The following is a 23,833-nucleotide window of genomic DNA, read 5'->3' as shown; positions in this document are numbered from 1 at the left end:
CCCCCGCCCCGGACGGCACGATCCTTGCCCTGCACCACCCGCCGGTGCCGTCGGTGCTGGATCTCGCGGTCCTCGTGGAACTGCGAAACCAGGCGGCTCTGGCCGGGGTCCTGCGGAACTCCGACGTCCGGGCCATTTTGGGCGGCCACCTGCACTATTCGACGACGGCGACGTTCGCCGGGATTCCGGTCTCGGTGGCGTCAGCGACCTGCTACACGCAGGACCTCAACGTTCCCGTTGGCGGAACCCGGGGACGCGACGGCGGCCAGGCGTTCAACCTCGTCCACGTCTACGAGCACACAATCGTGCACTCCGTGGTCCTGCTCGGCGACACCCCCGCCGTCGGCGAGCTCGTCTCGGCCGAGGAAACACAGCGGCGGATTGCGGCGGCAGGGATCCGCATCCCGGACAAGGCGAAGCTTGAGGACCCGGCAAGGGTCCCTAGCAGCCGCCGGCTGACCGCCCGCAACTAATCCCGCAACGGGAACGGGAACGGGAACGGGAACGGCGGCGCCGCCCGCCGCGCCGCCGGCCAGCCGCCGCGCCAGCCGCGCCGCCTGGCTACTTCTCCCAGGGGGCCTTGATGGGGTAGTACTTTTCCAGGAAGTCGGTGACCAGTTCGGCGCGTTCCGCTGCCGGCACCTCGGGGAAGCTGCCGTCATTGAGGCAGAAGAAATCCATATTGCGCCGCGTGAGCAGCTTGGGCAGGTAGTTGAGGCCAGCCCGGGCCGTGGTGTCCACGTAACGCACCTTGGCCGCGGTCTGGGTAACGGCGCGTCCGGTGAGCAGCGCGTAGTAGTGGTAGAACGAGTTGGTCACGGAGATGTTGTCTGCCGCCCGGAACGTGCTGGCGGCCGTCTTGGCGAACTCTGCCGGGAATTCGGTCTCCATCCGGGCCGCCACGCTGCGCCGCAGCGGGGCGGCGGTGTGTTCCAGGTGCCGGGTGGTGATCCGGCCGAAGCGGTCCCAAAGGAGCTTCCGGTTGACCCGGGCGGCGTTCTCGAAGCCGCTGCGCTCGGCGTCGTTGTCACCGAGCCCGATCCGGGTTTCGGCCTCGATGAACTTGGTGACGCCCCCCGGGGTGAAGAACATGTCCGGTCCCACGGCCCGCCCGAAGAACATGTCGTCGTTGGAGTACAGGAAGTGCTCGGAGAGGCCCTCGATGTGGTGGAGCTGGGACTCGACGGCCTGCGAGTTATGGGTGGGGAGCACTGAAGGGTCGGCGAAGAACTCCTCGCTGCGGACCACGGTCACGCCCGGGTGGTCCGCCAGCCAGGACGGGGTGGGGGAGTCCGTGGCGATGAAGATCCGGCGGATCCACGGCGCGAACATGTAGACCGAGCGCAGGGCGTACTTGAGTTCGTCGATCTGGCGGAAGCGGGCCTCGTGGTCATCGCCTTCGCCCACGACGACGCCGGCCATGCGGGCGCGGCGGGCGGCGATGTACTCCGGGGAGCTGCCATCCACCCAGGAGAACACGAGATCGACGTCGAAGCTGATGTCGCTGGCGTGGTCCGCGAACATGTTCTCGATGGTCGGCCAGGTGCGGCCGTACCGCTCCACAGTGCCGCGGACGGCATCCTGGGCAAGCATGGTCCGGCGGGTCAGCGAGTTCTCGATCGGGAGGATCAGCTGGTCACCCTTGAAGCTCCACAGCTCCACTTGGACCCCAGCGGACGCGCCGAATTCGAAGCCGCCTTCGGGTTCTACCCGTGGCCGGTACAAGCGGAAAATGCGGGCCTGGCGGTTGGGGGAAAGCTCGCCGTCGGCCACCAGCACCGAGGACTTCTTCTTCGCGTCGACACTCATCGAGTAGAACGGCTCATCGTGCCAGGCCTCCACGAGCGCGTCGCGGAGTCCCTTCCGGTCTTTCCAGTCAACGGCGATGACCGGCCGGTGATTGTTCCCGCGGACCAGCAGGTAGTCCAGGCCCGCGCCGTCCAGGACGGACCGGATGAACATCAGGTCTTCGACCATGGCTTGGTAGGGCGTCCGGTTTTCGTTGACCAGAGCGAACCGGCCGCGCCGGCGGACGACGTCCGGGCGGGCACGGAACCTGGCGCCGGCAGCCGCGGACGTGACCTCCTCGTGGGCATCCTCTGAGGCCTGGCTGCCGTAATAGACCTCATCCTGGACCAGTGCGTCTGTAATGTTCTTTCTCCGTGCTTCTGTGCGTGGGCTAGTACCTACTTGCATAATAACTCGGGACCAAAAATCACCCCGGAAAACCGCCGGAGAAACGCCCCCGTTGCGGCAACGTGACGGCTGGGGTAGCGCATGGTCAGCCGGTGAGGGCGGCGCGCCAGTTGCGCAGGAAGGCCGCGCCGGCGTCGTCGTGGATGACCTCCTCCGGCAGCCCTAGATCCGCCGCCGTGAGGACATCGTAGGGCTTCGCCGGGACACCGTCGGCCGGGCGGACGTCGACGTGCTTGACCGCGTGGTCGTTGTGGTGCAACCAGTCGGCCATGGCGTAGTCAGTGCGGGAGTCACCCACCGTGCGCCAGGCCTGCGGGGTGATGCCGCGGGCAGCGAGCAGTTCCACGGCCCGGCTGGCGCCGAGGTCCTTGCCCAGCCGGACGGACTCGATGTCCGTGGAGATGATCGTCGGGTCCACGCGGTAGTCCACCTGGTCATCGGAATCCGGGGCGTGGTGGTCCAGGCGCACCACCCCAAGGCCGTGCCGTGCCATCAGTTCCATGGCATCGGCGTCGAACAGTTCCTGTTCGGCGCGGTAGTCGGCGTTGGCCACGGCGACGTGCTGCTCCACGGAAACCATGGCCAGTTTGGTTTCATCGAAGAACATGTGGGTGGAGTAGTCCTCAGCGACGAGGCGGCGGACGTCGTCCCCGAAGCCGCGGGGAATGGCCAGCTCCCGGTCCACGTGGACCGGGCCGGGGCCCGCCGCGGTGAAGCTGAACCAGACGGCGCCCTTCTCGCAGATGGCGTCGATGACGGTCCCGGCCGGCATGCCCGCGGCGATCATCGGCTCCATGACCTGCTCGCGGATGAAGGCATCCGAGCGTCCGGTGTTGAAGGTCACCGGGATCCCGGCGGCGGCCAGCGCCAGCATGTCCGAGATGATCGCGGGCCGTACCTCTCGGGTGAGCGGGCTGGCGACCGGCCCGTCGACGTCCAGCAGCAGGGCCAGCCGGGGAGCCAACGGCGGGGACGAGGCCGGGGTCTGGGAATCAGTCATGCCCCTATTCTCTCAGCCGGTACGCCCCCTGTGCGTGCGGCGTGGCCCGCGGCGGGAGCCCCGTGCCGGCCAGGCACGCCGGGAGACACGTGAACTCACTTATGGTTACCGTTTGGCTACAACCTCACGCCCGCGGCGGTCAATGATTCCTTTGACCTGCCAACTTCCATAGGCTTGCAGGGTGATATTCAAAGCTGTGGGCGAGGGCCGCCCTTACCCCGACCATGGTTTCAACACGCCCAAGGACTGGGCGGCCCTGCCGCCGCGTCCGGTCCGGCTGGATGAGCTGGTGACCACCAAGCGCACGCTGGACCTGGAAGCCCTGCTCGCGGAGGATTCCACGTTCTTCGGTGACCTGTTCCCGCACGTAGTGGAGTTCCGCGGCGTCCTGTACCTGGAGGACGGGCTGCACCGCGCCGTCCGGACCGCCCTGCACCAGCGAACCGCGATTCACGCGCGCGTCCTGGTGATCAGTGGCTAAAGGGCCTAAGGACGTCACCGTCCTGCATGGACACCGCGTCATCACGGGCTCCGATTTGCGGGTCACCTTCAGTGAGGATGACGAACTGGAAAATCCGGCCAGGATGCGGCGCCGCATCCTGCACGGCGTGGTCCTGGTGCTGCTTGTGGGGCTGATTGCCGCCGCGATCGTGGTGGCCCTGGCGATCATGAACGGACAAATCAAGATCCCGACGGCGGAGCGCAGCCACGCGGCAGGGCCCGTCTGCCCGGAGGCCTCCTACGACTACACGCCGCCGGAAAAGATCAAGCTCAACGTCTTCAATGCAACCTCGCGTCCTGGCCTGGCCCGGAGCGTGGCCGACGAGTTCGCTGCCCGCAAATTCATGGTGGGGGCCGTCGCGAACACGACGGCGGGCTACCGCGGCGTCGCGGTGGTGGTCTCCGGGGCCGCGGGCCAGTCGGCCGCGTTCAGCGTCCAGCGCAATCTTCCCGGCTCTGACTACTTCCAGGACGGCCGCGCCGATCCGAGCGTGGACGTCATCCTCACCGGCGACTACAAGGGGCTGGCGAAGCCCGAACTGGTGGACCAGACACCCGGCAAGCTCGTCTGCCCGCGGGAGGACCGGCGCCTCGTTGAGGAAACCACGTTCCCCGTCGATCCGACCGGGCTTCCGACCGGGCTTCCCTCCGGGCTGCCGACCGGCAGCTAGGCGCTGAGCCGTACGGGCCGGCCGGCGTCGTCGAACCTTGCACCGGCGCCGAGCTGGATGAACCGCACCGTCCGGGCGATCCGGGCCTCCGCCCCGGCGTCCTGGCCGGCGCCGTCGCCCCGGGCTGCACTCGAGGAGAGCGTGCCGTGGATGAGCTGTGCCAGGTGGCTGATGTCCCCCTCCGGCAGGTAGCGCTGGGACATCCCGTCCCGCAGGATGCCCTGCAGGAGCACGCTGAGCTCGCCCACGTGGTCCGCGAGCTTCGCGAAGGATGCCGGGGAAAGGACGGCGCCCATGGCGGGCCCGGGCGGCAGGTGCCGGCGGCTGAGGTCCTCCACCTGGGCGCGCACGTAGAGGGCCAGCCGCTCCACAGGGTTCGCCAGGGAGTCCAGCGACGCCCGCAGGTCCAGGAGAAACCGTTCCGTCTCCTCCAGGGCGTAGGCGATCAGGAGCTCTTCGATGTCCGCGTAGTAGTTGTACACGGCCGTGCGGCCGATCCGGGCGTGCCGGGCGACGTCGGTCATGGTCAGGCCCGGGAGTCCGTGGGTGAACAGGAGTTCCCCGAACGCGGTCAGGATGCGGTGCTGCGTGTCGGCGCGTTGGGCGGCGTTGCTCGCGGCCGAAATCCTGGGCATACGGACACTTTAGCGCGATCTGTCAGCAAACCGGCGTTATGCCGGCGAGCCGTTGCTGTCCTGCGGACTAGGTGGCGCAGCCGTCCGGGCCGCAGGCGTCTGCGCCGCCGTCCCCGGCGGCATTGACCATGGCGAGCGGCCGGCTGTCCTGCCACGCCTGTTCGAGGGCCGCGGTGAACGTCTCGGCGGGCTGGGCGCCGGAAAGTCCGAACTTGCGGTCGATCACGAAGAACGGGACGCCGTTGATGCCCAGCGCCCGCCCCTCCTCGAAGTCGTGACGGACGTCGTCGGCGTATTTATCGGTGGTGAACAGTTCATCCAGCTCGGCGGCGGCTATCCCCAGGTCCAGCCCCAGCGAGGTGAGGTAGTCCCGGCTGCCGATGTCCAAGCCCCGCTCGAAGTGGTCGCTGAGCAGGCGCTCCTTGGCGGCGTCCTGCTGCCCGTGCGCCGCGGCGAGGTGGATCAGCCGATGCGCAGTAAAACTGTTGGCGACCACGACGTCGTCGAAACGGTAGTTGAGGCCCTCGCCTTTGGCCTGGGCGGCCACATGCTCGAACATCCCGGCGACCTGCTCCGGCGCCATGCCCTTGCGGGTACTCAGGTAGTCCAGTTCGGTGCCGTCGTAGTGATCCGGGAGCGTGGGGTCCAGCTGGTAGCTGCGCCACGTCACCTCCACTGACTCACGGTGCTCGAAGGCCGCGAGGGCCGTTTCAAAACGGCGCTTGCCGATGAAGCACCAGGGGCAGGCGACGTCGGACCAGATCTCAATCTTCATGCTCGCCACAACCCGGAGGAGGCCGGCCCCATTCCCCGGCGGCCTGTCGGTTTGGTCACGCGGTGAGCGGGCGTTCCATGACGAAGTCGTGTTCCACCGTGTTCCCGAGCGTGAAGGACTTGGTGCCGACCTTCCGGAAGCCCGATTTCTCGTAGAACCGGATGGCGCGGGCATTCTGGTTGTTCACTCCCAGCCAGAGTCCCCGGGCGCCGGCCGACCCGGCCGCGTCGATGCTCGCGCGCATCAGTTCTGCCGCGGCGCCCAAGCCATGGTAGTCCGGGTGGACGTAGCATTTGCTGAGTTCGGTGCAGGGCAGTTCTGTCAGGACCGCGGCCACATCCGGGTCCCGGACCGGGCGGGCGGCCAACAGGCTGTAGCCCCGGAGCCCGCCGCCGGCGTCGATCACGAGGACGGTCACGTCCGGATCGGCCAGGTAGGCGCGGAAGTTCGCCTCGCTGAGGGTGGCCGCGAGGTGGGCGGCGATGTCGGCTGGTGAGGATTCTGGCGGACAGGCCAGCGGAAACGTGACGGCCGCGAGCCCCGCCAGCCTTCCGGCGTCGTCCACGGTTGCTGTCCGGATGAGGTGCGTCATGCCAAAACCCTAGTCCGCGGACGGCGGGCAAAAGTATCTGTGACACGGACACGGCACGCCGCCCCGGAAATCCGTGCTGCTGTCATATTCGCCGGAGCCTGCCCGGGCCCGTGATAGCAATGGGACTGATGAAAGCATGTTTCTGCCAGCCGGCCCGGCCGCGGCACCCATGAGCGCCAGCGTCCTCGCCAAGGTGCCAGGCAGTTGGATCCTGCTGGCCGCCATCGGGCTCATCGCCCTGAACATGCGCGGCCCGTTCGTGGCCGTGGCGCCGGTGGTCGGCCTGATGCAGGCGGAACTCGGCTTCACACCCGTGGAACTCGGATTCCTCACCGGCATCCCGGTGCTGTGCTTCGCCATCGCAGCACCGCTCGCCTCGCTGGCCGGACGCAGACTCGGCGCGGAAGTCGCCGTCACGCTCACCCTCCTGGGAGTGCTGCTGGGCGTCATGGTCCGTTCGGCAGGCAACGGCGCCGTGGTGATGCTCGGCACGGTGATTCTCGGCCTCGCCATCACGATCGGAAACATCGCCGTACCGCTGATCATCCGGCGCGACTTCGCTCCGGGCCGGCAGGCCACAGCCATGGGCATCTACACCGCGGCCCTGAACATCGGCTCGTTCATCACGGCCATGGTGATGGCGCCGCTGGCCGCGCTGCTCGGGTGGCGGCTGGCCCTGGCCTCCTGCGGACTCTTCGCTGTCGCGGCGTTGCTTGCCTGGGTGCTCGCCGTCGGCAGCCGGGCCTTCCACCCTGAGCCGGTCCCCGCCCCGGGCCCTCCGCACGCCGGGACCAAGCCGGCGTCGCGCTGGATTACGGTCGGACTGACCGCAGGGTTCGCCGGGCAGGCCTTCTCGTACTACGGGGTGACCGCCTGGCTGCCCAGCATCCTCGCGGATGAGCTGGGCATGACGGCCGCGGCGGCAGGCGCCGGGTCCTCGCTGTTCCAGATCCTCGCCATCGTGGGGGGCCTGGGCGTTCCGCTCGCGGCCCGTTTCGCCAGTACGACGACGGTCGGACTCACCTTGGGCCTCTTGTGGCTGACCGTGCCGGTGGGCCTGCTGCTGGCGCCGGAGCTGTGGTGGCTGTGGTCTTCATGCGGCGGCATCGCCCAGGGCGGAGGCATCACGCTGATCTTCATCGCCATCATCCGACTGGCCAGGGACCAGGCCTCGGCCGGCCGGATGTCCGCCGTCGTGCAGGGTGTTGGCTACTCCGTCGGGGCCCTGGCGCCGACCCTGCTGGGCTACGTGAACGGCGCCTCGGGATCCTGGACCGGCCCGCTGCTGATGGTGCTTGGTTCGGTGACCATGTTCATCCTCGGCACCGCGCTGTCCCTCCGGCACGTCCCCGACGCGCACTGAACTACGTCATCGGGGGCACCGAGGGGACAGCTAAGGCCCATGTTCACGGGGAACATGGGCCTTAACTGACACCTCGACGCCGTTGTCGAGTCCTCAAGGGGTCTTCCGCCGCTGGGCCGCCGCCCCGGATTTCGGGGGTGCCTGTTGCGAGGGCGGTGGCGGCCCAGCAGACGGAAATCTGTACCTTCCTGTGGTCCTGAACGGACCTTAGGCGGGGACGAGCTTGGGGTCCCCGCTGGCGACGTCGCCGCCGTCGCGCGCTTCATGGAGGAAGCGGTCGTAGGCCGGGAGCGTCAGGAAGGCGGGGAACGAGGTGCTGAGCGTGACTTCCTCGAAGATGTCCCGTGAGTCCGCGAAGCGGTCCCCTTCGAAGCGTTCCAGCTTGGCGAACTCCTCGTCGAGCATGTCCTCCACCCACTCACGGGTGATGACGTCGCCGCTGTCCGTGATGGCGCGGGCGAAGATCCACTGCCACAGCTGCGAGCGGGAGATCTCCGCGGTGGCGGCGTCCTCCATCAGGTTGTGGATGGCGACGGCACCGTTGCCGCGCAGCCAGGACTCGATGTAGCGGATGCCCACCTCGATGTTGTTCCTGATGCCCTGTTCGGTGATGGTGCCTGTGGTGGAGGCGATATCGATCAGCGCGCGGTCGTCCGGGATGACGTCCTCGCGGAGCCGCTCCAGCTGGTTCGGACGGTCGCCGAGGACGCCGTCGAACACCTCGCGGCACACCGGAACCAGGTCCGGGTGCGCCACCCAGGACCCGTCGAAGCCGTCGCCGGCCTCGCGGGTCTTGTCCGCGCGGACTTTCTCGAAAGCGTTCGCATTCGCTTCCTCGTCCTTGCGGTTGGGGACAGCCGCGGCCATCCCGCCGATCGCCATGGCGCCGCGCTTGTGGCAGGCCCGGACCAGCTGTTCGGTGTAGGCGCGCATGAAGGGCTGGGTCATGGTGACCTGGCTGCGGTCCGGCAGGACAAAGCGGGGGCCGCGGGTGCGGAAATTCTTGATGAGGGAGAAGATGTAGTCCCAGCGGCCGGCATTGAGGCCCGCGGCGTGGTCGCGCAGTTCGTAGAGGATCTCCTCCATTTCGAACGCCGCAGTGATGGTCTCGATCAGCACGGTGGCGCGGATGGTGCCCTGCGGGATGCCAAGCAGGTCCTGGGCCAGGACGAAGATGTCGTTCCAGAGCCGGGCCTCGAGGTGGTTCTCGATCTTCGGCAGGTAGAAGTACGGGCCCTTGCCCTGGGCGATCAGGCGGCGGGCGTTGTGGAAGAAGTACAGGCCGAAGTCCACGATGCCGCCGGCAATCGGGGTGCCGTCAATGAGCATGTGCTTTTCCGGCAGGTGCCAGCCGCGGGGGCGGACCACGATGGTGGGCAGGCCCTCGGCGGCGCCCAGCTTGTACTCCTTGCCCTCCGGGGACGTGAAGTCGATCCGGCGTTCCAGCGCATCGGTGAGGTTGAGCTGGCCCTGGATGACGTTGCGCCACGACGGGGTGGAGGAGTCCTCCATGTCCGCGAGCCAGACCTTGGCGCCGGAGTTCAGCGCGTTGATGGTCATCTTCTTATCCACCGGGCCGGTGATTTCGACCCGGCGGTCCTCCAGGCCCGGAGCGGGGGGAGCGACGCGCCAGTTCGGATCGTTGCGGACGGATTCGGTCTCGCGCAGGAACCGCGGGTCCTGGCCTTTGCCGATCTGCTGGCGGCGGTCGCGGCGGGCCTGCAACAGCTCCATCCGACGGCCTGCGGTGGCCTTGTGCAGCTTGGCGATGAACGCCAGCGCGTCCGGCGTGAGCACCTCGTTCTGCCGGCAGATGGGCTGCGCGGTCAGCGTGATCCCGTTGATGGTGAAGTTGTCAGTGAAGCTGTTCATTTCAAATCTCTCCCTAGAGAAGAAGCAAATGTTCGACGGCGGTTGTCGCCTTTGGTGACGTAGCAACGAGGAGGTGAATCGGTGATCCGGCAGCGTGCGTAAAAGGGGCCCCATGTCCGGCGTCGTCCTCGCTTAGCGAGGTCGGCGCCGGACATGGGGAATAGCACGCAGAGGATTCTCCGGTTTGCCGACGGACAGCTGTCCGAAGGCCGGACACAAGGCCCGCCGTCGGGCAGTTAGTGGAACTGGCCTTCTTCGGTGGATCCCACCAGGGCCAGGGTGGATGCGTTCGGGTTGAGCGCAGTTGCGATGTCATCGAAGTAGCCGGTGCCGACTTCGCGCTGGTGCTTGGTCGCGGTGTAGCCGCGGGACTCGGAGGCGAACTCCTTCTCCTGCAGCTCGACGTACGCGCTCATGCCTTCACGGGCGTAGCCGTGGGCGAGATCGAACATCGAGTAGTTCAGGGCGTGGAAGCCGGCCAGGGTGATGAACTGGAAGGTGAAGCCCATGGCGCCGAGTTCGCGCTGGAACTTGGCGATCGTGGCGTCGTCGAGGTGCTTCTTCCAGTTGAACGACGGCGAGCAGTTGTAGGAGAGCATCTGGTCCGGGAAGTCGGCCTTGACGGCTTCGGCGAACTTGCGGGCCAGCTCCAGGTCCGGGGTGCCCGTTTCCATCCAGATGAGGTCCGAGTACGGGGCGTAAGCCTTGGCGCGGGCGATGCAGGGTTCGATGCCGTTGCGGACCTTGTAGAAGCCTTCCGCGGTGCGCTCGCCAGTGACAAATTCCTTGTCCCGGTCATCGACGTCGGAGGTGATCAGGGTGGCTGCCTCGGCGTCGGTGCGGGCGATGATGACGGACGGGGTGCCGGCGACGTCGGCTGCCAGGCGGGCGGCGTTCAGCGTGCGGACGTGCTGCTGGCTGGGGATCAGGACCTTGCCGCCGAGGTGGCCGCACTTCTTCTCCGAGGCGAGCTGGTCTTCCCAGTGCACGCCCGAGGCGCCGGCCTGGATCATGGACTTCATGAGCTCGTAAGCGTTGAGCGGGCCGCCGAAGCCGGCCTCGGCGTCGGCGACGATCGGGACCATCCAGTCCTCGACGGTCTGGATGCCTTCGGAGAACTCGATCTGGTCGGCGCGGAGCAGGGCGTTGTTGATGCGGCGGACCACGGTGGGCACCGAGTTGGCCGGGTAGAGCGACTGGTCCGGGTAGGTGTGGCCGGAGTTGTTGGCGTCGGCGGCAACCTGCCAGCCCGAAAGGTAGATGGCGCGCAGGCCGGCCTTGACCTGCTGCACTGCCTGATTGCCGGTCAGGGCGCCCAGGGCGTTGGTGTACGTGCCTTCCTTGTGCTCCCCGGTGAGCTGCTTCCACAGTTTCTCCGAGCCGCGGCGGGCCAGGGTGTGCTCCTCGGAGACCCGGCCGCGGAGGCGGACGACGTCGGAGGCCTTGTAGTCCCGGGTGACACCTTCCCAGCGCGGGTTGGCGGCCCACTCAAGCTCCAGGGCGGCGGCCTGCTCTTCGGGCGTCTGCTGGGTGGGCTCAAATGCTGCAGTCATCTTTGTCTCCTTGGTGGGGTCCGGGGCCGGCTCTCCTACGTCTTCGCAGAGTGGCTGGCTGGTCCGGAGTGTGTAACTTTTCCGTAAGACCTACTTTTCTGTACTTTCAAGCGGCCTTCTAGACCAAAAGAGTGGAAAGAAATGCACTTCTTCGCGTATCCTCAAGAAATGCACCCCGCCAGCTGGAACCGCCCCGCCTCAGCCGCCTCGCCTGCCGTCCCGGAGGTGGACGTCATCAGCATGGGCCGCCGCGTCCGGCACCTCCGCAAGGCGGCCGGGCTGACGCTCGATGACCTGAGCGCCACGGTGGGAACGGCCCCCAGCCAGCTGAGCCTGATCGAGAACGGCAAGCGCGAGCCCAAACTCGGGCTGCTCCAGCAGCTCGCCGCGGCCCTCGGTGTCAGCATCGATGAGTTGCTGGGCGCGGAGCCGCCCAACCGCCGCGCGGCCCTGGAGATTGAGCTGGAGCGCTACCAGCGCAGCCCCATCTATGAGTCCCTGAAGTTGCCCAAGATCCGCATCAGTTCGCGGCTTCCGATGGACGTGCTGGAGTCCATGGTGGGGCTGCAGCATGAGCTGGAACGCCGCCTCAACGAGCAGGTTGCGACGCCGGAAGAGGCACGCCGCGCGAACGGGGAGCTGCGCGCCATGATGCGCGAACGGAACAACTACTTCCCGGAGTACGAGGCCGAAGCCCAGAAAGTCCTCGCCTCCGTGGGGCACACCAGCGGCCCGCTGTCCCATCACGTCATCGCGGACATTGCCGGGCACCTCGGGTTCAGCCTGCACCACGTGGGCGACCTGCCGCATTCCACCCGTTCGGTGACCGACCTTAAGAACCGCCGGATTTATCTCACGCAGAACGCCCGGAGCGACCACGACCCGCGTTCGGTGCTGCTGCAGGCGCTGGGCCACTACGTCCTGGGGCACCAAACCCCCACCAACTACGGTGACTTCCTGATGCAGCGGGTGGCCACGAACTACTTCGCCGCCGCGCTCCTGCTGCCGGAACAGGCCACGGTGGAGTTCCTGCAGCAGGCCAAGCAGGCCAGGGAAATCGCCGTGGAGGACATCCGGGACGCCTTCGCGGTCTCCTACGAGACCGCCGCGCACCGCTTCACCAACCTCGCCACCCAGCACCTGGACATCCGCACGCACTTCCAGAAGACGCACAAGAGCGGCATCATCTACAAGGCCTACGAGAACGACGGCGTGACCTTCCCGCAGGACCACACCGGCGCGATCGAGGGCCAGCCGTCCTGCAAGAACTGGACCTCCCGGGTGGTGTTCGACGTCCCGGACAAGTTCAGCGCCTACAACCAGTACACCGACACCCCCGCCGGAACCTTCTGGTGCACGGCGCGGACGGAGCGCTCCGCGAACGGGGAATTTTCCCTTTCCGTGGGCGTTCCCTATGCGCAGGTGAAGTGGTTCCGCGGCCGGGACACCACGGAGCGGTCCAAGTCGACGTGCCCGGACGAGAGCTGCTGCAAGCGTCCGCCGGCCATTTTGGCCTCGGAGTGGGCCGGCAACGCCTGGCCCTCGGCGCGGGCCCACTCGCACCTGCTGGCGGCGATGCCGCCCGGGGCCTTCCCCGGCGTGGACGAAACCGAGGTCTACTCGTTCCTGCAGGCGCACTCCGGGAGCTGAGCTCGTCGGGTCTCCCGGTACGCTCACGCACCGTTGCAGGAGGGCTGATGACCGTTGGCGGCTGCCGCGCGCGGTTGCTCTACGACGAAACGTTTTCGTTGAGTACCCCGCGATGCAGGACGCGGTGCAAATTCCGGTAGCGTTCCTCGCTGCCGGACCAGCGGCCCGTGTCCCTTAGAAAATGCAGATATTCAAAAAGGGAAGCGCAAAAAAAGGACGCCAATTCGGCATCAGGTTCATCGAACGACTCCACGAACCTAGCGACGCGTCCGGGGTCCATTGCGGTCACCGGGGCGCCGCCAAAGATTTCGGTGTAGTTCGTGAAGAACGCGGTTAACTGCTCCAGGACGGGAAGTTCAGGCAAGATGCCGTGCTCGCGATGCCAACCCACAAATGCGATCAGGGAACCCAGCGCCTGGTCGTGCTGCGACACAGGCTGAGTTGGATTGGCGGCGGGTTTTCCGGCCCGGGGCCTACTGGAGCTTCGACTTGCCGGCCGACGGCCACGGCGGTGCTTTCTGGTCAAGATCGATCCTTAGGTGGAAATGAAGCGGGCTGCCTACAAAACGCTACGAGCGGGGACCGCCGGACCTCAACGGCGGCCGGCCGTATGTGGAAAACCGGCCCCACCGGGCCACCTGCAGAACGCCGCCGCCAGCTAACCTGGAACCCGCACCAAGGCGGGCGGACTATATTGGCCAGTGTCAGCTCATCGATCCACCTCCCGGGAGCGTGCACCCATGGCCAAGGAACTTGCCACCCAGCTTGTCGAACAACTCCAGGCTGCCGGCGTGCAGCGGATCTACGGGATTGTCGGCGACAGCCTGAACCCGATAGTCGACGCGGTCCGCAAGACGGGCGGCGCCGCCAAGGGCGGGATCGACTGGATCCACGTCCGGCACGAGGAGGCCGCCGCCTTCGCCGCCGCAGCCGAAGCCCAGCTCACCGGCAAGCTTGCGGTGTGCGCCGGCTCGTGCGGGCCGGGAAATCTGCATCTGATCAACGGACTCTACGATGCCAACCGCTCCGGTGCCCCGGTCCTGGCCATCGCCTCGCACATCCCGAGCAAGCAGATCGGCAGCAGCTTCTTCCAGGAGACCCACCCGGACCGGCTCTTCAACGAGTGCTCGGTGTATTCCGAACTCGTCAGCACCGCCGAACAGGCGCCCCGGGTCATGCACAGCGCCATCCAGCACGCCGTCGCACTCCGCGGCGTCGCCGTCGTCACCCTTCCCGGGGACATTGCCGGGCTGGAAGCCGTGGCTGAAACCCCGCTTCCCGCCGCGTTCGTCTCCGCCACCCTCACGCCGGCACCGGAGAGCGTGCGGCAACTCGCGGATGCCATCAACGCGGCCGACAAGGTGGCGATTTTTGCCGGAATCGGGGTCCAGGGCGCCCACGACGAGGTGATTGCCCTGGCCGAAGCCGTCAAAGCGCCGATCGGCCATTCGCTCCGTGGCAAAGACTTCATGCAGTACGACAACCCCTACGACATCGGCATGACAGGGCTGCTGGGCTACGGCGCCGCGGCCGAGGGGATCGAAGACGCGGACCTGCTCATCCTGCTCGGCACGGACTTCCCGTACGACCAGTTCCTCCCGGCTACCCGCACCGCGCAGGTGGACCGTGCCGCGCACAAGCTGGGCCGGCGGACCGACGTCGACGTCGCCGTCCATGGCGACGTGCTGCCCACGCTGGCCGCGCTGATGCCGCTGCTGAAGCCGAAGAAGAGCCGCCGTTTCCTCGATGCGATGCTCAAGAAGCACGACCGGTTGATGAACAAAGCCGTCGGCGCCTACACGCGGAAAGTGGGGACGCGGCAGCCTATCCACCCGGAGTACGCGGCCTCGCTGCTGGACCAAGTGGCGGCGGAGGATGCGGTCTTCACCGCGGACACCGGCATGTGCAACGTCTGGACTGCCCGGTACATCAATCCGCTGGGCACCCGCCGGCTGATCGGCTCGTACCTGCACGGTTCCATGGCGAACGCACTGCCGCACGCGATCGGCGCCCAGCTGGCCTACCCGGGCCGCCAGGTCGTTTCGGTGTCCGGCGACGGCGGCCTGTCCATGCTGCTGGGCGAGCTGATCACGGTCGCCGCGCACCGGCTTCCGGTCAATGTGGTGGTCTTCAACAACTCCACCCTGGGCATGGTCAAACTGGAGATGCTGGTGGACGGGCTGCCCGATTTCGGCGTGGACGTCCCGGACGCCAACTACGCCGCGGTGGCCCGGGCCCTGGGCTTCCACGCGGTCCGCGTCACTGACCCGGCCAAGATCGAGGCCGCGTACCGGGAGGCCTTCGCCCATCCGGGGCCCTCCCTGGTGGAGCTGATCACGGACCCTAAAGCGCTCTCGCTGCCGCCGAAGATCAAGGGCGCCCAGATCCTCGGCTTCGCCACGGCCATGTCCAAGGTGGTGCTCAACCGGGGTGCCGGCGAGGCCGTGAGCATGGCCCGGAGCAACCTGCGCAACATCCCGCGGCGCTAGCCCTTCTCGAGTTCGCCGGTGGCGCCCCAGTTCGCCGGAAGCTTCCGGCGAACTGGGGACGTTGCGGCGAAGTCGGCGTCAATGAGGCCTGCGGAAGGTTTTAGCGCGGGCCGCCCTGCCAGAGCGCGTCGAACGGTGCACCTGAGGCCACCCGGTTCCGGATCCCCGCGGTGACAAACGCCTTGGCCGTGCGGGCGGCCTCCAGCGGGCTGGCGCCCTTGGCAAGCTCGGCCGTCACAGCCGCGGCGAGAGAGCAGCCGGCGCCGGACACCGCCACCTCGCCCACCTTCGGGGCGGACAGGACTTCCAGGGTCTCGCCGTCAAAGTAGACGTCGACGGCGTCGGGCCCGGCCAGGCGCACCCCGCCCTTGGCCAGCACCGCGGCGCCGCTGAGTTCGTGGATGCGGACGGCCGCCGCCTTGAGAGATTCGACGTCGGTGATTTCAAGGCCGGAGAGGGACTCGGCCTCGAAGTGGTTCGGCGTGACGAAGGTGGCCAGCGGCAGGATCTGCTCCTTGAGCGCCTGGTCGGTGTCCAAGGCGTGGCCAGGCTCCTGGCCCTTGCAGATCAGCACCGGATCCAGGACCACGTTGGCGAACTGTCCCGCGGCCAGCGCCGCGGCCACCGTCGAAATCGTCGCCGGGCTGCCCAGCATGCCGATCTTCACGGTCTCCAGCACCGACGGGGCGCCGGACGCGGCCCCGTAGGCCGCCGTCGTCGCCTCCAGCTGGTCGGCGATGACCTGCGGGTCGATCGGCACAAAGCGGTGGTTCCAGTTGTCCTTCGGGTCGAAGGACACGATGCAGGTCAGGTTCGCGATGCCGAAGACGCCGAGCTCCTGGAAGGTCTTCAGATCCGCCTGCGCGCCGGCGCCGCCGGTGGCCTCGGAGCCGGCGATGGTCAGGGCGACGGCGGGGGAGGAGACGGCGTCGGGCGCTGCGGCAGCGGGAGAGTCAACAGCAGAAGTCATGGCCCTATCCTGCCACTCCGGGAAAACCCTCCGCACTGTGCAGATGACCAATACGAACAAAACCCTAGTGTTCCGGATCACGGCTACTAGGGTGGCGGACGGTGTTGCTTTCCTGCGGCGCCGGATCCAGGAAGGTTCATTGATGAGCACCCAACTGACCGAATCCGCTAGGACGAGAAAAGCCGTGAGCAACATCCTCAAGGGATCAGCCGGCAACCTCGTGGAGTGGTACGACCTCTACGTCTACACAGTCTTCGCGGCGTATTTCCAGTCGCACTTCTTCAATTCCAAGGACGAGCTGCAGGCCGGTCTTGAGGCCATGGCCGTCTTCTCGACATCGTTCCTGATGCGGCCCGTCGGCGCCTGGTTCTTCGGCCGCTACGCCGACCGCAAGGGACGCAAGGCGGCACTGACGCTCAGCGTCACGATGATGTCCGCCGGGTCCTTCGCCATTGCCATCCTGCCGACCACGCAGCAGATCGGCGTCTGGGCACTGCTCCTGCTGATCCTCGTCCGGCTGATCCAGGGCTTCTCCGTGGGCGGCGAATACGGTACCAGCGCCACCTACATGTCCGAGGCCGCCACCTCGAAGCGGCGCGGTTTCTTCTCCAGCTTCCAGTACGTCACGTTGATCGGCGGCCAGATGCTGGCACTGCTGGTCCTCGTCGTCCTGCAGAACGCCCTGGACAAGTCCGCCCTGACCGAGTGGGGCTGGCGGATCCCGTTCGCGATCGGCGGTGTCGCTGCCCTCGTGGTGCTGTGGCTGCGCCGCTCCATGGAGGAGACCGTGTCTGCGGAGCAGGTCGAGGCCGCCAAGGTGCCGGCCGCGGCAGGCGTTGCCCAGCCGGGCACCATGAAGCTGCTGTTCACCCAGTATTGGAAGCCGCTGCTGATCTGCATCGGCGTCACCCTCGGCGGCACCGTTGCGTTCTACACGTACACCAACTTCATCCTCAAGTTCATGAACGATACCTCCGGCATCGCCAAGACCGACACCTCAGTGATCAACTTCTGGGCGCTGTTCATCTTCATGCTGCTGCAGCCGGTCTACGGCATGATCTCGGACAAAGTGGGCCGCAAGCCGCTGCTGCTCTGGTTCGGCATCACCGGCGTGCTGTTCACCTGGCCGTTGCTCTCCACCCTGGCCGGCACCAAAGATCCGTTCACCGCATTCCTGCTCATGATGGGCGGCCTGGTGATTGTGGGCGGCTACACCTCGATCAACGCCCTCGTGAAGGCCGAGCTGTTCCCGGCGTCCATCCGAGCCCTGGGCGTCGGCCTGGGCTACGCGATCGCCAACTCGCTCTTTGGCGGCACCGTCCCGCTGATCGGCGCAGCGCTGCAGAAGGCCGGCCAGGTGGACCTCTTCTTCACCTACGTCACCGTGGCGATCGGACTCTCGCTGCTGGTCTACATCTTCGCGCTGAAAAACAAGAAGTCCACGCACCTGGACCACGAGCAGGGGCACGCCTGGGCGCCTGCGGACGCCCGGGCGGACGGCGACAAGGACCTCATCGACGCCTCACGCCGCTAGGGTTCCTGCGGGGGATTACCCGGCGCACCGCGGGACGGCGCCGCGGGGTGCGAGAATGGAGGCGGTTCCTGGCGCGCGTCGCCGGGGCCCTCCAGTGCTAATACAGCCGGCCGCCCCGGGCCGAGTAGTGCGTTCCGGGCCGCCGAGCGAACCACTACGAATGGACTGCCATGACTACCGCCAAGACCCTCCCGGCTGCCGCTCCGCCGAAGTTCGCCTCGATCGGATCGCCGTACTTCGGCATCATGCTGGCCGTTATGGCGGTGGTGCTCATCCTGTCCAACATCGGGGCGTCCAAGGGCGTGGCCATTGGCCCGATCATCACGGACGGCGGGTTCTTCCTCTTTCCGCTGGCCTACATCCTGGGCGATGTCATCAGCGAGGTCTACGGATTCAAGGTGGCGCGCAAGGCCATCGTGACCGCCTTCGCGCTGTCCGTGTTCGCGTCCCTCTGCTACTGGGCCATCATCGCCCTGCCAGGTTTCGAGGACGGCTACGGCATGGCCAAGCAGTCCGCGCTGGAGGGTGCCCTGGGGCCGGTTCCGCAGATCGTGCTCGCCTCGCTGCTTGCCTTCCTCGCGGGCCAGACGATCAACTCCTGGATCCTCGTGAAGATGAAGGCCCGGACCGGCGAGAAGTCCCTCTGGGCCCGGCTGATGGGATCCTCGGGGGCGGGCGAATTCGTGGACACGCTGATCTTCTGCAGCATCGCCGCCTCCGTGATCGGGATTTCCGACGCCGGGATGTTCGTCAACTACGTCCTCGTGGGATTCCTGTACAAGACGCTCGTGGAGTTCGCCTTCGTCCCGGTGACCTCGCTCGCCATCCGCTGGGTGAAGACGCGCGAACCAAGCTACGGGGCGTAAGCGCTCACGCCCTTCGGCCGAAGTCGCCGGAAGGGTGCCGACTCGCGGCAAGGTTCCGGCGACTTCGCGGGCATCCGGCGAACTCGGGGCGCCGGGCTCTTGGTTCAGGACAACTGACGCCGGCCGGTCAACGCCCGGAGCACACGGTTCTTGAATTCCTGTTCCCGGAAGAGGTCTTTCCACTCGACCCGGAGAAAGAGCCATCCTTCCTCCGTCAAGGCCTTTTCGCGTCGCCGTTCCTCGAAAAGCACTTCCTCGGTGGGCCGGAAGTCGAAGTATTTGACCTTGCCGTCGAACTCCACGGCCACTTTTTCTTTCTTCCAGGCGAAGTCCATACGATGCCGCCCGATCCGGCTCGTGACTTCAACCTGCGGTTCGGGCATCGTGATCCTCAGCCGTAGGAACAGCTCTCGGGTCAGCGTTTCGCCGGGGGATTCCGAGCGAACGTCGGCCGTATCGAGTACGCGGCGGAAGGTCCGGATGCCTCGGCGGCCCTCCAGTGAATCAGCCATCTCCTGCAGCAGAGACCGGTCCGCACCCAGACGCAGCGCATGATCCATAACGATGAGTGCCTGCCGATAGCTCAGGAGCATGGCGCAATCCGCGGCTGTCCGCTCCAGCGACGTTGATCGCAGACCGCTCACCTGCGTCACTTCAGCGTCGGAGAAGGGTCGTGTGTGGCACCGCACATCCTTGCCGTGGCGCTCAGCCGACGGGCGTACCCTCTGCAGGACGTGGATTAGGTCGTCCACGTTCCAGAGATAGAGGCGGTGCAGACGCGCTGCGGAAGTGTGGCTGTAGGCGAAGGCGCCGGTCGATGTCGTGAGTGTTCCGTGCGCATGCGCATAGATCAACTGCCGGCTGCGGACGGGTGCCGGCAGGGCATTCCACACGCTGCCACGGGCATAGCAGCCGTACCGCAGGCGAACGAGAGAACCCGAATCCAGCAACGATTTGATGGACCGGGAGCCGTAGCCCAGCTCGATTAGCTGGTCGGTGCGCCAAAGGTTTCCCCGCATCGGAAGCGTGGGCGAGTTCTGTTGAGGCATGAAGCCAGCTTCGGGTACGGCACGAGTCCCCGGGAGGCCCCGCCGTCGTTATGTGGAAACACGACGTCGCCGGAAGCCTGCGAGTTCGCCGCGGCCTTCCGGCGACATGGCACGTTTCCGGCGAATTCGGCGGCAGGGGCGGGCCGGGAAGCCTAGGAGTAGTAGCGGGCCAGGGTCTCGGCCTTGAAGTCGAAGAAGTTACCGGCCTCGATGGCGCGCCGGGCGTCGTCGACCATCTTCACCACGAAGCGCTCGTTGTGGATCGAGATTAGGGTGGCGGAGACCATCTCCTTGGCCTTGAACAGGTGGTGGATGTAGGCCCGCGAGTAGTTCAGGCAGGCGTAGCAGTCGCAGCCTTCCTGGAGCGGGCCGAAGTCGCGCTTGTACTTGGCGCCGGAGAGGTTGTACCGGCCGGTGGGGTGGTAGAACGCCGAGTTGCGGGCCACCCGAGTGGGGGAGACGCAGTCGAAGGTGTCCGCCCCGTTCTCGATGGCGGTGAAGATGTCGTCCGGTTCTGAGATGCCCAGCAGGTGCCGGGGCTTGTTTTCCGGCAGTTCCTCGTTGCACCAGCGCACGATCGTGCCCAGGTTTTCCTTCTCCAGCGCCCCGCCGATCCCGAAGCCGTCGAAGTTCATGGCGCCAAGATCCCGGCAGGCCTTGCGGCGCAGGTCCTCGTACTGGGCGCCCTGGATGACCCCGAACAGGGCCTGGTAGGGTTTGCCGGCGCGCTCGTCCGTGAGCCGGAAGTGCTCGGTGATGCACCGTTCGGCCCAGCGCCTGGTCCGTTCCAGGGACTCCTCCTGGTAGCCGCGGGAGTTCTGCAGCGTGGTGAGCTCGTCGAAGGCGAACATAATGTCCGCCCCGATCCGGTGCTGGACGTTCATGGAAATCTCGGGGCTGAAGCGGTGCCGGTCGCCGTTGAGGTGGCTTTTGAACCACACGCCTTCCTCGTCCACATGCGCGAGGCGTTCCTTGCCCGGGGCGACGGCGTCGTCGGGCCCGGAATTGTCCACCGATTTCATGTCGATGACCTTCTTGAAGCCCGAGCCCAGGCTCATCACCTGGAACCCGCCGGAATCCGTGAAGGTGGGGCCGGGCCAGTTCATGAACGCGCCTAGCCCGCCGGCCTCATCGAGGATGTCCGCGCCGGGCTGCAGGTACAAGTGGTAGGCGTTGGCCAGCACGGCCTGCGCGCCGAGTTCGGCAATGGATTCGGGCAGCACGGACTTGACTGTAGCCTTGGTGCCGACGGCGATGAACGCCGGCGTCTGGATCTCCCCGTGCGGGGTGGTGATGGTGCCGGTGCGGCCCAGGAACTCCCCGCCGTTCTCGGTCACCTGGGCCGCGGAGGGCGAGCAGCTTTCGCTCAGGCGTTTGCCCACGCGGAAGGCGAACTCGGACTGCCGGGCAGGCGCGGGGGGCAAAGGATCAGAAGCAGGATTGGCTGGCACCGTTCAAGTGTGCCAGCTGACAGCCCGCAACCATTAGTGCAGCGGATCGGATGTGGGGTAGTTCTCAGACCGCCACGTGTCCCAATAGCGGCGGATCGCCGCGAGCTGGTGGGCGCCGAGATCGTACGTCGAGACAATCACGAGGGAGCCGCCCTCGGGCCGGAGGTCGGGGATGGCCGGCTGGTCCGCGACGATGACGAGCCCCTCGCCGTGCTCCGCGTAGTTGTGGACCGTCAGCCCCACCTGGTGGTTGCTCCGGAACCACACCTTGCCCGAGACCTCCTCGCCGGTGGCCAGGGTCAGTGCATACGGTTCGCCGGGCTTGGGAACGTCGGACAGACCCAGCTTTTCAATGGCCGACCCCGCATTCCCGGGCACGGATAGGAAAAGCGTCCTCCGTTTGCCGTGCGGATGCCGTTCGAGGGCGAACCGGAGCTGCTGGAGGAAAGTCAGCCAGCCCTGGGTGATGTCCTCGTCCCACGCGGCCCACTCGGACTTGTGGTCCACCGCGGCCCGCATGACGCTGACTTCCGTGCCGGTGGGCACCGGGCCCAGGGTGAAGACGTCCCCGCCGTCGACCACCAGGGACGTGTGGTCCGCCCCTTCGATCACATGGGGGCCGAAGTAAATTTCGTTGATCTCGGCGGCTTGGTCGTCAGCCTCCCAGCCGTGCCACTGGGCCACTTTGGCGGGTTCGCGCAGCATCGTCCAAACTTGCTGCGCGTCGGAGTTGATCACAACGCTCAGATTGTTCGTCATGGGGTGAATCTACAACGCCTTGCCGTGGCGGGGTAGGGCCTATCTGCTTAGCCGCGGACGGATTCGAGTTCGTTGCCGATGCGGCGTTCCAGGTCCGGGCCGCCGATGGTTTCGGAGCCGCCGTGGGCGCGCAGGAACAGCAGCGCCTCGAGCCGCAGCAACCGCCATTCCCGCTCCGCATCCGGGCTTCCGTTGTCGATCGCGCGGAAGATTTCCTTGTCATAGAGGTTCGGCTCGTTGAGTGAGCGCTGGCGGACCTTGGCGTTGATCCGGGCCTTGAACGGATCCACTTCCATGGCATCGGGCGCGCGGAGGAACCTCTCGTAGGCCGCGGCGCGCTGATCCTGCCCCAACCGGCGGCAGATGTAGCTGGACAGGGCCAGCGACGACTCGACGGATGCCCAACGGCCAGGGTTGCCGTCGAAGGGCAGGACGTTCAGGAGATCGGCGACGGCGAGGGCGCTCTCGGCGTCCTTGAGGATGATGAACAGCTCGTGGGCGAGGTCGCTGAGGTCCTTGAGGCAGCTGCCGGACTTCGTGTTGATGCCCTTGGCCAGGCGCTCGCTAAGCAGCAGCACCCCGACCGAGCCGGGGTGCGCCTGCGCGACGGCTTCCACGACGGCTTCAGGGGTGCCCTCCAGGGCCGGGATAAGGGCCAGGTCCTCCTCGCTGGGGCCGGTCACCACGGGCGGTGCCGGCGGCAGGGGCGGGACGACGGCGGCGGGTACCTCGACAGCGCCGCCGGCGACAGCGCCGCCGGCCTCCCCGCCGCCGGCCTGCTCCGGGGCCGTCGGCGCAGGGTGCCCCGGGGCCCCGGCGTTACCAGAAACGGCCCCCGCGGCATTCGAATCGCTGCCGGCGGGGTGCAGGGCCTCGTCAGCCGGGGCGATCGTCACCAGAGAGCCGGCCGCGATGCGCAGCACGCCGCCACCGGTGAGGGTGGCCAAGACCATGGCGGCGGTGCCGAAATCGTCGGTTTCGACGTCAACGCGCTGGACTTCGGCCAAGCGGCCGCCGTCGGGCAGAAGCAGATGATCGCCGCTCTGCAGAGCTCCAGCCTGCTGCTGGCTGTAGTTCCGGGAGGCTGGGGGGTGGGTCATCTGGAATCCTTAAGTTCTCTTGCGGTCCGCATACCAGTCTACAAAGGCGGGCGCATGAAGTCCGGGACGCAGGGGACCCATGGAGCGTTCGCGGGCCCAGCGCGGACCCCGGCCGGGCTCTTCCGCAGCGGTCAGTTACCGACGCCGGCGAAGGCCAGGGCCTGGCGGATGAGGGCGCCGCGGCCGCCGCTGAATTCCAGCTGCACGTCCGAGCTCATGACTTCCTGCGGCGTCATCCAGGTCAGCTCGAGGGCGTCCTGCCGCGGGGAGCAGTCGCCGGTGACGGGGATGACGTACGCCAGGGCCACGGCGTGCTGGCGGTCATCGGTGAAGCCGGTGTGGGACGGGGAAGGGAAGTATTCGGCTACGGTGAACGGCACCGGGCTGATGGGCAGTTGCGGGAAGGCCAGCGGGCCGAGGTCCTTCTCCATGTGCCGCAGCAGGGCAGCCCGGATGGTCTCGCGGTACAGCACCCGGCCCGAGACCAGGGACCGGATCATGTTGCCGTCCTCATCGGCCTGCAGCAGGGTGCCGACCTCGTTCACGAAACCGAGCGGATCCAGCCTGACCGGCACGGCCTCGACATAGACCATGGGCAGCCGGCCGCGGGCCTCGAACAAGTCCTCGTCGGACAGCCAGCCGGGATTCGGGTCAGGGGTGCGAACGTTCATGGTTAAGTTCTACCCCATCCCGGCCCCGTTCCCGCGCCCCTCACCCGTGGGCCGGGGCCGCGGAGATCCAGAGCGGCGGGTGGGCAGCGGCAACGTCCGCATCGGGGGTGGCCACGTGCAGGGTGGGGATGGCGGC

21 protein-coding genes and 1 pseudogene are annotated in these 23,833 nt (G+C 67.1%); 8 read left to right on the top strand and 14 right to left on the bottom strand.

Features of this window, described 5'->3' with window-relative positions; genetic code table 11:
* A pseudogene (locus BJG92_RS15245) lies at window positions 1-473 on the top strand (phosphodiesterase); the annotation flags it as partial.
* Between the two features lie 88 nt (window positions 474-561).
* Here the strand turns inward: BJG92_RS15245 and BJG92_RS15240 are convergent.
* The gene (locus BJG92_RS15240) at window positions 562-2,196 is read right to left on the bottom strand and encodes a stealth family protein (protein WP_232084842.1); all 1,635 of its coding nucleotides are present in this window, start codon (window positions 2,194-2,196) and stop codon (window positions 562-564) included.
* An 85-nt stretch (window positions 2,197-2,281) separates the two neighbouring features.
* Window positions 2,282-3,196, bottom strand: coding sequence for a hypothetical protein (locus BJG92_RS15235; protein ID WP_232084841.1), 915 nt, complete (start codon window positions 3,194-3,196; stop codon window positions 2,282-2,284).
* Window positions 3,197-3,377: 181 nt separating this feature from the next.
* On the opposite strand from BJG92_RS15235, the gene BJG92_RS15230 reads away from it, so the two are divergent.
* Both BJG92_RS15230 and BJG92_RS15225 read left to right on the top strand, forming a co-directional pair.
* Window positions 3,378-3,677, top strand: coding sequence for a type II toxin-antitoxin system VapB family antitoxin (locus BJG92_RS15230; protein ID WP_232084840.1), 300 nt, complete (start codon window positions 3,378-3,380; stop codon window positions 3,675-3,677).
* The gene (locus BJG92_RS15225) at window positions 3,670-4,368 is read left to right on the top strand and encodes a LytR C-terminal domain-containing protein (protein ID WP_232084839.1); all 699 of its coding nucleotides are present in this window, start codon (window positions 3,670-3,672) and stop codon (window positions 4,366-4,368) included. The genes BJG92_RS15230 and BJG92_RS15225 overlap by 8 nt, the downstream gene beginning before the upstream one ends.
* On the opposite strand, the gene BJG92_RS15220 is transcribed toward BJG92_RS15225, so the two are convergent.
* From BJG92_RS15220 to BJG92_RS15210, 3 genes are all read right to left on the bottom strand, one after another.
* Complete coding sequence (locus BJG92_RS15220) at window positions 4,365-5,003, bottom strand: TetR/AcrR family transcriptional regulator (RefSeq protein WP_232084838.1); 639 nt, start codon at window positions 5,001-5,003, stop codon at window positions 4,365-4,367. The two genes, BJG92_RS15225 and BJG92_RS15220, sit on opposite strands and share 4 nt — an antisense overlap.
* A 67-nt stretch (window positions 5,004-5,070) precedes the next feature.
* Window positions 5,071-5,778 carry a DsbA family oxidoreductase gene (locus BJG92_RS15215; RefSeq protein WP_232084837.1) on the bottom strand — a complete coding sequence of 236 codons (708 nt, stop codon included), beginning with the start codon at window positions 5,776-5,778 and terminating at the stop codon, window positions 5,071-5,073.
* Between the two features lie 55 nt (window positions 5,779-5,833).
* Window positions 5,834-6,370, bottom strand: a complete 537-nt coding sequence (locus BJG92_RS15210; RefSeq protein WP_232084836.1) for a GNAT family N-acetyltransferase — start codon at window positions 6,368-6,370, stop codon at window positions 5,834-5,836.
* Between the two features lie 169 nt (window positions 6,371-6,539).
* Between BJG92_RS15210 and BJG92_RS15205 the strand changes: the two genes are divergently transcribed.
* Window positions 6,540-7,733: a CynX/NimT family MFS transporter gene (locus tag BJG92_RS15205; protein ID WP_232084847.1), complete on the top strand. Its 1,194-nt coding sequence runs from the start codon at window positions 6,540-6,542 to the stop codon at window positions 7,731-7,733.
* A 207-nt stretch (window positions 7,734-7,940) separates the two neighbouring features.
* Here the strand turns inward: BJG92_RS15205 and aceB are convergent, their stop codons facing one another.
* Together aceB and aceA are read right to left on the bottom strand one after the other, a co-directional pair.
* On the bottom strand, window positions 7,941-9,605 hold the full coding sequence (gene aceB, locus BJG92_RS15200) for a malate synthase A (protein ID WP_232084835.1): 1,665 nt from the start codon (window positions 9,603-9,605) through the stop codon (window positions 7,941-7,943).
* A 236-nt stretch (window positions 9,606-9,841) separates the two neighbouring features.
* On the bottom strand, window positions 9,842-11,158 hold the full coding sequence (gene aceA, locus BJG92_RS15195) for an isocitrate lyase (RefSeq protein WP_232084834.1): 1,317 nt from the start codon (window positions 11,156-11,158) through the stop codon (window positions 9,842-9,844).
* Window positions 11,159-11,299: 141 nt separating this feature from the next.
* On the opposite strand from aceA, the gene BJG92_RS15190 reads away from it, so the two are divergent.
* Window positions 11,300-12,808, top strand: a complete 1,509-nt coding sequence (locus BJG92_RS15190) for a helix-turn-helix transcriptional regulator (protein WP_232084833.1) — start codon at window positions 11,300-11,302, stop codon at window positions 12,806-12,808.
* Between the two features lie 79 nt (window positions 12,809-12,887).
* Here BJG92_RS15190 and BJG92_RS15185 read toward each other — a convergent pair whose 3' ends face one another.
* Window positions 12,888-13,241, bottom strand: coding sequence for a hypothetical protein (locus BJG92_RS15185; protein ID WP_232084832.1), 354 nt, complete (start codon window positions 13,239-13,241; stop codon window positions 12,888-12,890).
* 307 nt (window positions 13,242-13,548) lie between these two features.
* On the opposite strand from BJG92_RS15185, the gene BJG92_RS15180 reads away from it, so the two are divergent.
* Window positions 13,549-15,297: a pyruvate dehydrogenase gene (locus tag BJG92_RS15180; RefSeq protein WP_232084831.1), complete on the top strand. Its 1,749-nt coding sequence runs from the start codon at window positions 13,549-13,551 to the stop codon at window positions 15,295-15,297.
* A 100-nt stretch (window positions 15,298-15,397) separates the two neighbouring features.
* Here BJG92_RS15180 and BJG92_RS15175 read toward each other — a convergent pair whose 3' ends face one another.
* Window positions 15,398-16,267, bottom strand: coding sequence for a hydroxymethylpyrimidine/phosphomethylpyrimidine kinase (locus BJG92_RS15175; RefSeq protein WP_232084830.1), 870 nt, complete (start codon window positions 16,265-16,267; stop codon window positions 15,398-15,400).
* 142 nt (window positions 16,268-16,409) lie between these two features.
* Here BJG92_RS15175 and BJG92_RS15170 point away from each other — a divergent pair, with 142 nt between their 5' ends.
* Window positions 16,410-17,801 carry an MFS transporter gene (locus BJG92_RS15170; protein ID WP_232084829.1) on the top strand — a complete coding sequence of 464 codons (1,392 nt, stop codon included), beginning with the start codon at window positions 16,410-16,412 and terminating at the stop codon, window positions 17,799-17,801.
* Window positions 17,802-17,971: 170 nt separating this feature from the next.
* Window positions 17,972-18,667: a queuosine precursor transporter gene (locus BJG92_RS15165; RefSeq protein WP_232084828.1), complete on the top strand. Its 696-nt coding sequence runs from the start codon at window positions 17,972-17,974 to the stop codon at window positions 18,665-18,667.
* A 104-nt stretch (window positions 18,668-18,771) separates the two neighbouring features.
* Here BJG92_RS15165 and BJG92_RS15160 read toward each other — a convergent pair whose 3' ends face one another.
* The 5 genes from BJG92_RS15160 to BJG92_RS15140 all read right to left on the bottom strand — a co-directional run bounded on the left by BJG92_RS15160 (window position 18,772) and on the right by BJG92_RS15140 (window position 23,697).
* A complete protein-coding gene (locus BJG92_RS15160) occupies window positions 18,772-19,716 on the bottom strand; it encodes a type IV toxin-antitoxin system AbiEi family antitoxin domain-containing protein (RefSeq protein ID WP_232084827.1) in 945 nt (314 codons plus the stop codon).
* Between the two features lie 152 nt (window positions 19,717-19,868).
* A complete protein-coding gene (tgt, locus tag BJG92_RS15155; protein ID WP_232084826.1) occupies window positions 19,869-21,167 on the bottom strand; it encodes a tRNA guanosine(34) transglycosylase Tgt in 1,299 nt (432 codons plus the stop codon).
* A gap of 33 nt (window positions 21,168-21,200) precedes the next feature.
* Complete coding sequence (locus tag BJG92_RS15150; RefSeq protein WP_232084825.1) at window positions 21,201-21,926, bottom strand: SRPBCC domain-containing protein; 726 nt, start codon at window positions 21,924-21,926, stop codon at window positions 21,201-21,203.
* A 47-nt stretch (window positions 21,927-21,973) separates the two neighbouring features.
* On the bottom strand, window positions 21,974-23,026 hold the full coding sequence (locus tag BJG92_RS15145; RefSeq protein WP_232084824.1) for a DUF6707 family protein: 1,053 nt from the start codon (window positions 23,024-23,026) through the stop codon (window positions 21,974-21,976).
* Between the two features lie 131 nt (window positions 23,027-23,157).
* Window positions 23,158-23,697 carry an NUDIX hydrolase family protein gene (locus tag BJG92_RS15140; RefSeq protein WP_232084823.1) on the bottom strand — a complete coding sequence of 180 codons (540 nt, stop codon included), beginning with the start codon at window positions 23,695-23,697 and terminating at the stop codon, window positions 23,158-23,160.
* Window positions 23,698-23,833 lie beyond the last annotated feature (136 nt).

This window comes from Arthrobacter sp. SO5 (assembly GCF_020532805.1).
GTDB lineage: Bacteria > Actinomycetota > Actinomycetes > Actinomycetales > Micrococcaceae > Arthrobacter.
Note: the sequence above shows the minus strand (reverse complement) of the source record. Positions and strands in the feature narration are given on the sequence as shown.